The organism is Kineococcus gurbantunggutensis (assembly GCF_050871925.1).
Classification (GTDB): Bacteria; Actinomycetota; Actinomycetes; order Actinomycetales; family Kineococcaceae; genus Kineococcus.
In genome coordinates, this window is sequence record NZ_JBJLSG010000196.1 from 1 (window position 1) to 8,104 (window position 8,104).

Annotated in this window: 13 protein-coding genes and 1 pseudogene; 10 read left to right on the plus strand and 4 right to left on the minus strand. The window is 73.7% G+C overall.

Translation table 11 applies throughout. The features are described 5' to 3' along the window. The 3 genes and pseudogenes from ACRYR7_RS22720 to ACRYR7_RS22730 all read left to right on the plus strand — a co-directional run. Positions 1–110: pseudogene (locus ACRYR7_RS22720) on the plus strand (IS5/IS1182 family transposase); the annotation flags it as partial. 139 nt (positions 111–249) lie between these two features. Then, positions 250–495 carry a hypothetical protein gene (locus ACRYR7_RS22725; RefSeq protein ID WP_432574394.1) on the plus strand — a complete coding sequence of 82 codons (246 nt, stop codon included), beginning with the start codon at positions 250–252 and terminating at the stop codon, positions 493–495. Next, the gene (locus tag ACRYR7_RS22730) at positions 492–866 is read left to right on the plus strand and encodes a hypothetical protein (protein WP_432574395.1); all 375 of its coding nucleotides are present in this window, start codon (positions 492–494) and stop codon (positions 864–866) included. Before ACRYR7_RS22725 ends, ACRYR7_RS22730 begins: the two co-directional genes overlap by 4 nt. Positions 867–1,116: 250 nt before the next feature. Here ACRYR7_RS22730 and ACRYR7_RS22735 read toward each other — a convergent pair whose 3' ends face one another. Then, the gene (locus ACRYR7_RS22735) at positions 1,117–1,968 is read right to left on the minus strand and encodes a hypothetical protein (RefSeq protein ID WP_432574397.1); all 852 of its coding nucleotides are present in this window, start codon (positions 1,966–1,968) and stop codon (positions 1,117–1,119) included. A gap of 442 nt (positions 1,969–2,410) precedes the next feature. Here ACRYR7_RS22735 and ACRYR7_RS22740 point away from each other — a divergent pair, with 442 nt between their 5' ends. Both ACRYR7_RS22740 and ACRYR7_RS22745 read left to right on the plus strand, forming a co-directional pair. Continuing rightward, positions 2,411–2,800 (plus strand): tautomerase family protein, encoded by a 390-nt coding sequence (locus tag ACRYR7_RS22740; protein ID WP_432574398.1) that lies wholly within the window; start codon positions 2,411–2,413, stop codon positions 2,798–2,800. Positions 2,801–3,040: 240 nt separating this feature from the next. Beyond that, positions 3,041–3,535, plus strand: a complete 495-nt coding sequence (locus ACRYR7_RS22745) for a GNAT family N-acetyltransferase (protein ID WP_432574399.1) — start codon at positions 3,041–3,043, stop codon at positions 3,533–3,535. Between the two features lie 100 nt (positions 3,536–3,635). Here the strand turns inward: ACRYR7_RS22745 and lepB are convergent, their stop codons facing one another. The 3 genes from lepB to ACRYR7_RS22760 all read right to left on the minus strand — a co-directional run bounded on the left by lepB (position 3,636) and on the right by ACRYR7_RS22760 (position 5,804). Continuing rightward, on the minus strand, positions 3,636–4,391 hold the full coding sequence (gene lepB / locus ACRYR7_RS22750; protein WP_432574401.1) for a signal peptidase I: 756 nt from the start codon (positions 4,389–4,391) through the stop codon (positions 3,636–3,638). A 379-nt stretch (positions 4,392–4,770) separates the two neighbouring features. Then, complete coding sequence (locus tag ACRYR7_RS22755; RefSeq protein ID WP_432574403.1) at positions 4,771–5,088, minus strand: hypothetical protein; 318 nt, start codon at positions 5,086–5,088, stop codon at positions 4,771–4,773. A gap of 266 nt (positions 5,089–5,354) precedes the next feature. Beyond that, positions 5,355–5,804 (minus strand): hypothetical protein, encoded by a 450-nt coding sequence (locus ACRYR7_RS22760; protein WP_432574405.1) that lies wholly within the window; start codon positions 5,802–5,804, stop codon positions 5,355–5,357. 217 nt (positions 5,805–6,021) lie between these two features. On the opposite strand from ACRYR7_RS22760, the gene ACRYR7_RS22765 reads away from it, so the two are divergent. The 5 genes from ACRYR7_RS22765 (at position 6,022) to ACRYR7_RS22785 (ending at position 8,026) form a co-directional block, all read left to right on the plus strand. Then, a complete protein-coding gene (locus ACRYR7_RS22765; protein WP_432574406.1) occupies positions 6,022–6,435 on the plus strand; it encodes a hypothetical protein in 414 nt (137 codons plus the stop codon). 101 nt (positions 6,436–6,536) lie between these two features. Next, entirely contained in the window at positions 6,537–6,866 is a 330-nt protein-coding gene (locus ACRYR7_RS22770) for a CHC2 zinc finger domain-containing protein (RefSeq protein WP_432574408.1), read from the plus strand. Positions 6,867–6,945: 79 nt separating this feature from the next. Then, positions 6,946–7,212 (plus strand): hypothetical protein, encoded by a 267-nt coding sequence (locus tag ACRYR7_RS22775; RefSeq protein WP_432574410.1) that lies wholly within the window; start codon positions 6,946–6,948, stop codon positions 7,210–7,212. A gap of 347 nt (positions 7,213–7,559) precedes the next feature. Further along, positions 7,560–7,859, plus strand: a complete 300-nt coding sequence (locus ACRYR7_RS22780) for a hypothetical protein (protein ID WP_432574411.1) — start codon at positions 7,560–7,562, stop codon at positions 7,857–7,859. Continuing rightward, positions 7,856–8,026, plus strand: a complete 171-nt coding sequence (locus ACRYR7_RS22785) for a hypothetical protein (RefSeq protein ID WP_432574413.1) — start codon at positions 7,856–7,858, stop codon at positions 8,024–8,026. The genes ACRYR7_RS22780 and ACRYR7_RS22785 overlap by 4 nt, the downstream gene beginning before the upstream one ends. Positions 8,027–8,104 lie beyond the last annotated feature (78 nt).

Sequence of the window (8,104 nt, forward strand, 5' to 3'; positions counted from 1 at the left end):
ACCAGTTCAAGCGGTTGCGGATCCGCTACGAGGTGCGAGCCGATCTGCACCTGAGCCTGCTGCAGCTGGCGTGCGCGCTCATCTGCTACCGCAAGCTCCCAACGTCATAGTGAAAGGAGCTGTAAGGAACCACGCAGGACTGCGTGAGCGGGTCTGCTGCACGATCCAGTGACTGCGACCCGTGAGGGGATCGTGCAGCAGGCCCCTGCAGCACTGCACGACCGCGCTGGACTGGCTCAGACTGCCCTGGTGAACGACCAGCAACCGCACCCGACCCCGCCAGGCGCGAGCGCACCCACCGCTGCACGGCTGCCCACCGTCTTCACCCCCCTGCCCCCCGCGCCCTTGGCCGGCCTCTCCCCCGCGCGCCTGCGCACCGACACCGCCCCCACCGATCACCGCCTGCAGGCGCAGCCGCAGCAGACGGCACCACCGCAGCAGGCGGCACCACCGTTGGGGACCCTGCAGGACCACGACCTGCCGCGCCGCTCGTGACACCGCCCCACGACGCTCACCCCGCCCGCACCTCCTCCCTGCGCGGGCCGGTGCTGGTCGTGATCGTCAACCTGCTGCTCGGCGTGCCGGGCATCGTGCCGCTGTGGCTCGCCCACTACTACCTGCGCACGTGGCCACTGGCCGCGCTGGGCCTGACGGTGCGCGAACCCACCGAGAACGACGGCGCGGGCCTCGCCTCCGCGCTCATCCTGCCCATCGTGGGGACCGCTGTCCTGGCGTGGTTCCTCACCGGGCACGTCCTGCGTCCGCGCGTGCACGCCAGCGCCCGCGCGTGGTTCTGGCCCACCTCGATCGGCGCGGTCCTGCTGCCCTCAGCCGCCCTGGTCCTGGCCTCCCTGGTTCCTCAGTGAGCGCTGCAGGTGTGGATCCACAAACGCGGTGCAGTGCGCGGTGCAGTGCGTCGTGTAGTGCGTACTGCAGTGCGCAGCACGGGTCGCACGGGTCTGCTGCACGATCCGGTGGCACCGCCCGCTCTCCAGCGGCACCAGGTCACACCGCGGACCCCGCCACCGCGCCGCAGGCACCACCGGCACCAGGCCAGGTGCGCCCAGCAGGCGCCCAGCAGGCGCCCGGCTAGTGCTGGGGTGCAGCAGCGCCGCTTCACTCGATCGTCAGGTCCGATGCCCGGTGTTTGTCCTGGGCGTAGCGCCGCTGCGCGCCCAGATCCACCAGCAGCACCCGCTGCACCTCCTCGTGCAGCCGCTGCGCCCCGATCAGCAGGTACTGCGCCGCGCTCAGCGCCTCCTGCTGCACCAGCACCGACGTGCTCGGCGCCGAGGCACCCGCCGCCGAGGCACCCGCCGCAGGTGCGCCTGCCCCGGGCACGCTCGGCGAGCCCTCCGCCACCGGCTCGGCGGGCTCGACGGGTTCGGCGGGCTCGACGGGTTCGGCGGGCTCGACGGGTTCGACGGGTTCGGTGGGCACCACCGCCGCCGAGCGCCGCAACCGGTCCACGCTGGCGCGCAGGTCGGCCAGGCGCACCTGCTCACCGGCGGACAGGGGCACCTGCTGCGCCAGGGCCTCGATCGCCTCCAGCACCTGCTCGGTGCGCGCGATGCGCTGCCCGAGCAGCCCACCGATCGGCGCCACCGCCTGCGCGGGCGCGCCGGGCACGGGAGCAGCGCGCTGCACCGTCGGTGCTGAAGCACCGGTACCGGCACCGGTGCCCGTGGTGATGCCGGGGGTGATGCCGGGGGTGATGCCGGGGGTGATGCCGGGGGTGATGCCGGGGGTGATGCCGGGGGTGATGCCGGGGGTGATGCCGGGGGTGATGCCGGGGGTGATGCCGGGGGTGATGCCGGCGCCGGCCGAGCGCACCGCGGCCCCCACCGCACGCGCCTGAGCACGGCGCACCCACCAGCGCACCCGCTCCAGCGCGATGCCAGCGCCGGCCACGTACAGCGCGATCAGCGCGTACCCCGCGCCCTGGTCACCGAGCAGCTCCACGGCCACAGCGCCACCTCACCCCGTCGGCACCAGCACCCCTCGCGCCGGTCCTGCACCGCCAGCGTAGCGATCACCGCAGCGCTCACCGCAGCACCGAGCGGTGCGGCGTGCAGCGCCGGGCGCGCACACCCGCCCGCGCCACCAGCAGGCACCACCGGCAGATACCGCGCTCGGCACAGCCGCCCCCGCAACGTCGCGGACGCCTCCGGCCCTCGCCGGACACCCGCTCATCCGGCGCGCGAACGAACCGCTACGGCGCGGATCGCGTGACGAGACCGACGCCGCCCACTACGGTGAGCACCGTGATCGCCGCGACGCGCACCCGACCCTCGTGGTGGACCGGCTCCTGAGCCGGGCACGTCCGTCACCGACGCACCCCGCCCAGCGCGGGTGTGCGGAACCCTGCTCCCGTCGGCCCGCGAAGGCCGACCCCAGGAGAGGTTCCACCATGGCCCAGTTCAAGGTCTACGGCCGCGAGCACGTCCTGCACCCGCTGCGCACCCGGTTGTCCGACACCGTCCACGCCGCCGCCGTCGACGTCCTCGGACTGCCCGCCGCCAAGCGCCTCCACCGCTTCTCCCCCGTGACCGCGGAGGGCTTTCCCACCCCGCAGGGGCGCAGCGAGGAGTACACGATCCTCGAGGTGCTGATGTTCACCGGGCGCAGCGTGGCGACGAAGGAGGCGTTCCACCAGCGCCTGTACCGCGACTTCGAAGCGCACCTGGGCATCGAGGCGATCGACCTGGAGATCAGCATCGTGGAGGCACCGCGGCACGACTGGGGCATCCGCGGGCGGGCCGGCGACGAGCTGACCCTGTCCTACCGCGTCGAGCAGTGAACCCGCGCCGCACCGACCGCACACCCCCACACGGCGCTGACGTCGCGCGCTGACGACGTCAATCACCCGCGGCCACGGACGGCCGTCGACTCCGTGAGCAGAAGAGCGAGCACCGTGGAGCGCGGGAACCACACACTTGTCAGCAGGCACCCACAACACACAGGGTGCAGGTTCATGCACTCGAGCGCACCGAGCCTGGTTGAGCCGACCCTGGCCCAGCACGCCTCTTTCCTGGCGGCCTTGGCCGAGCACCACCGTGAGGGGCTGCACACCGACCTGGACATCAAGGAGCTCACCGACCCGTGCGCATTCCAACGCTGGATCGACGACCAGCTCGAAGCGGGCCGGGCCGGGCGGGCTCTGCACCCGCGCGACCGCGTCCCCCACCGCGTGCTGTGGTGGGCCAGCGCGAACGAGTACCTGGGCCGAGTACGCATCAACCTGGCCCTGAGCGAGGAGCTGCACGCCTTCGGCGGGCACATCGGCTACGACGTGCGGCCCTCCGCGCGCGGGCAGGGTCACGCCAGCGCAATGCTGGCAGCTGCCCTGGGCATCGCCGGCGAGCACGGGATCGAGCGGGCACTGCTGACCTGCGCGAAAGACAACCACGCCTCCCGCCGCGTCATCGAACGCAACGGCGGGCGCTTCGTGGACCTCAGCACCGCTGGACGGATGCGCTTCGTGTGCACCACCGGACCCCAGCGCGCCGGCCCTGAGCAGCGCACGGCCACCTGAGGAGCACCACTGGCCGTGCCTTCACGCGCACCGGACGTGCGATCACCGCGCCGGCCGGGACGTCGTTGGCTCCCTCACCCACCACGCACCGACTGCGCCTTCACGAGGTGCCCGAGACGCCGGGCACGGCATCGAAGGCGTGCGGGGTGCCCAGCCGCGAGGCGTGCCCCAGCGGCCACACCACCGCGTACGCGCGCCCCACCACCCCCTCCACCGGCACGAACCCCCCGTACGGGGCATCGGGGTGCTCGCGCGAGTCCGCGGAGTTGGGGCGGTTGTCGCCCATCACCCACAGCTGACCGGCCGGCACGGTCACGTCGAAGGCCTCCTGGCTGGGCGCCACCCCCGCCGCCAGGTAGCCGGACTCCTCCACCGGGCTGCCGTTGACGCTGACCGGCCCCTGCCCGTCGCAGGCCACGCGGTCCCCGGGCAGGCCGATGACCCGCTTGATCAGGTGCTCGTCGGAGTCCTCCGGCAGCAGCCCCACGAACTCCAGCGCCGCGGCCACCGCAGCACCCACCGCCCCGCGCTGGGCCGGGACGGTGGGCAGCAGCCAGCCGCCGGGGTCGGAGAAGACGACCACGTCACCGCGGTGCAGCTCGAAGGGGCCCGGGGTCAGCTTGCTGACCACGACTCGGTCGCCGATGTCCAGGGTCTGCTCCATGGACTGCGAGGGGATGAAGAAGGCCTGCAGCAAGAAGGTCTTGACCACCAGGGAGACCACCAGGGCCACCACCACGACCAGCACGACCTCCTTGAGCGCGGCCAGCACCCCCGCCGCCGGAGAGCGGCGCGGCGGCCCAGCAGGCGCAGCAGGCGCGTCGTCGGGCTGGTGCTGCAGGTGCGCTTCGCTCACGCCGTCGATCATCTCCGATCGCCCGGGGCCACGACGCCGGTCACCGCGGTGACCACGACGGGACGTGCGACGACGACGACGGGACGTGCGACGACGACGACGGGACGTGCGACGACGACGACGGGACGTGCGACGACGACGACGGGACGTGCGACGACGACTCCGGGACGTGCGGCGACGACGAGGCCAGGGCGTGTCGCGCACCCACCGCACAGCGCCGGGCCGGGCCGCCACGACCCGCCCGCGACCCGCCCACGGCGCGCTGCGGGCGGCCTCGCGGTCCTGCCGCGCCGCGTACCCACCGCGCCGCGTACCCACCGCGCCACGTACCCACCGCGCCGCGTACCCGCCGCGACTGCACGCGAGGCGGGGCGGCGGCTCAGGCAGCACCGGAGGCGCGCGGTGCGCCCTGGATGCTCGTGTGCCTGCTCAACCAGCTGGACCAGTCCTGCCCGCCCTGCCCCAACTGCCACAGCACGTCCGCTCGCGCCCGACCGATCTCGTCCTGCCAGCACATCACCTGCTCGTACGCAGCCTGCACAGCCTGCGCAGCCGCCCGGGCCTGCTCCCGCTCCCATCCACGCCCTAGCGTCAGCTCGGCCTCGCGCGCCTGCTGGTGCGCGCGCTCAGCCGCCTCCGCGGCCTCCATCACCCGCACCAGGTGCAGCAGAGCCTCCACGGCCACGGCGTTGCTCACCGGGTCAGTCTGCCGTGGGGCAGTGGCACGTCAACGACCCCGCGCTCCCGGCGCGCTGGGGGGCGAGGTCGCGCTCACCGCGTGGCCGCTCGGCGCCCTGCCACGACGGCACTCCCACGCCCGCCACCGCGGTAAGGGACTCCCTGCCCGGGCCGCGCACCGCTCCGCGCGAGAGCGGCCCGCGGCGTGGCGGCGAGGTCGACGAGTCCGCGTCCTGAGCCCCTCGACACCGATCACCCACACGATGGCGATGAGCGCAGGTGGGTTCATCGCTGATCTGCTGCAGCGCTCAGCTGTCCCTGCGCCGGCCACACCTGCAACAACCAGCTGTCCGCTGCGTTGCACGCCCCCGGCGGGGAGGTCCAGCCGTTGACCAGCACACGGACCACCACCCGCTGCGCGGGCAGGGGGATCTCACGCAGGCCCTCCCTGGGCGTGTCGACGCAGAACGCGGCGGCGACAGCACTGGGGAAGACGGCCACCAGGTCCACCGACTTCTCCCACCCCGACGTCGGCGGCGGTGGGGTGTCGTGGACTTCCACCGCGACCGGGATCTCCCCGCACCAAGTGCCTGACCACAAGCAGATGCCCTCACGGCCCATGACGTAGGCGAAGTTGGACTCGATGGGCCCGTCGTGGGCATCGGCCTCACTGTCGGCGAACTGCCACCGCCCGCCGCTCTCGATGCGCACCACGTCGCTGTGCCTCGACCTCAACACCCACCTCACCGCCTCGTCCGATCGCACGCCTGCAGCGCCGGCGCGTGGAAGCACTCTGCTGGATGCTGCCAGCAGGGCATGTCGAGCTGAGGGGCCCCTGGTCCAGACGTGGACCAGAACGCTCGGTCATCCCGCTCATGCAGGTGATCGGTGCCGTCACCAGGCCGGTGCGCCACCGGTGACGTGGTCGGAGGAGCAGCGCACACCGGGGCGGGTGGGTACCCTCCTGCTGAGCGGCACCGCCCTCGACGGCGCGCAGTGGACGCTGCACGCCGAGGACACCCCCCGCGGGCCGGGCGTGGTGCTCGACGTGCGCACCGCCGAGGGACGCCGGTGCTGGGGCACCGCGCAGCGCTGCACCCCGCTGCCGCCCAGGCAGGTCCTCACCGGCGCCTGGGGCACCGGGGAGGTCGACGAGCCGGCCACCTGGCTGCTCACGCTGCACGCCGAGGTGCGCGCGGTGGTGGTGCACCTCTCGGACGGCACCCGCGAGGACCTGCGCGTCGCGGACGACCCCCACTGCACGAACGTGCGCTGGGCGGTGCTGGCCCACCCGCGCCACCTGGACGTGCACCGCGTCGAGCTCTACGACACCGCCGGTGCAGCACTGCCCGCCACCGTGCCGTAAGAACCCGGCCTGCTGCGCGATCCGGTGACACCGCCTGCCACCGGATCGCGCAGCAGATGCCTCACCACCACGAGCGCTAAGCGCGACCCACGCCTGTGGGCGTGCCAGCTCACCTCCACCCCGAGGGCATCCACGAGGTCGAGCGGCGCACCGCCCTGGCAGCCGTCATCCACGCGCGCACCCCGCTCCGGCCCGGTGGAGGCGATCGGCGCACCGGCCGGTGCCCCCAGCACCAGCACCAGGACCTGGACGAGCAGCTGCACGTGCGCCCTGCTGCCGGGCGCTGGCACTGCTTCGGGTGCGGTGCGGGCGGCGACGTCGTGGAGTGCGTGGTGAGCACCCAGGACCTCTCCTTCACGCAGGCCGTGCAGCGCCTGGCTGCAGCGGCTGGCTGCAGCGGCTGGCATCGAGCTGCGCTGCGGGGGGGGTGAGCGGCGGAGCCCCGGCTGCGGTGGGACGCCGGCTGCGGTGGGACGAGACAGTCGAGGCGTCCTGGGGCAGGCTGGCCCCGTGAGCCAGACGCACACCGGGTGGCACGCCTTCTCCCCGCAAGACCCCGACTGCCCACCGCACCTGCGCCAGCTCGCCGGCACCAGCGAGCCGGCGGTGCTGGGCACCGTGACCATCACCGTCCACGACCTCACCGCCGGCGCCAGTTCCGTCAGCGTCGAGGGTTCCGGCGCCGGCGCCGGTGTCAGCACCGGTGTCAGCACGAGGCAGCTGATCGACGCCGCCATCGCCGAGCTGCACCAAGCCCGCCGGCTCCTCACCGACTGAGCAACGGGTAATCAACAGCCCCCGCACCACACGCGCGCTCGTGGCGCGGACATGGCGCTCACCCCCGATGCGTGGGTGATCCGGGCTCAGCCCGCGCTCTGAGCCGCCCGCCCCGGGCACGCTGAGGGGGACGCGCGCCGAAGACGACCTGCGCGCGCCCGCCGGCGTGAAGGGGTGGGCCGACCCCCGCCCCCGCAGCGAGGTGGAAGTAGCCGTCGTGGGCGCGCTGAGCGCGGTGGGCGGTGGGCGGCGACCTCCCACCCGATCAGGGGTTCGAGCCGACGTTGGCCCACGCGCCCTGCAGCCCCCTGGGCGATGCCGACGCCAGTGACCCCAGCCGGGAAGCGGTGATCAGCCCTGCCGGGCACGCGGTCGAAGCCTACGAGCCGGCCGAGCACCCCGCCGCGCTCCTGAACTTCCCCGCCGACCGTGCACCCCCCACCCTCCCGGCGCAGGTCGTCGAGCAGCGGGCCCGGTGGGCTCCGCTGCTGCGGCAGGTGGCGCACGCGACCTGCCGGCTCCCCCAGGACCACGCCGGGCTGCACGTCCGCGTGCGCCGCTGCACGCGGGCCGGGACCAGGAGCTGGCAGTGGACGGTGCAGATCCCGGCAACCGGTGATCAGTGGCCGGTGATCAGCGGCCGGTGATCAGCGGCCGCCCAGCGCCTGGACAGCGAGCACCCCTGGGACATGCCCTGCGCCAGGTCCTGCGCCAGGCCCTGGACCAGTCCGAGCTGTGGTTGGCCGGGCAACCCGCCGGCCACCTGCTCCTGGACGGCGAGCCGCCACGTCCTGCAGACCCCGACGCCGCCTGAGGCACCTGGTGCAAAGCCCAGCACGAGAGTGGGCCTGCTGCACGATCGGTGAGAGGTCACCGACCTGTCACCGATCGT

Bases quoted from the DNA above. Each gene is read 5' to 3' on its own strand.
- ACRYR7_RS22740 (WP_432574398.1), top strand. From the start codon at position 2,411: ATGGCCCAGTTCAAGGTCTACGGCCGCGAGCACGTCCTGCACCCGCTG.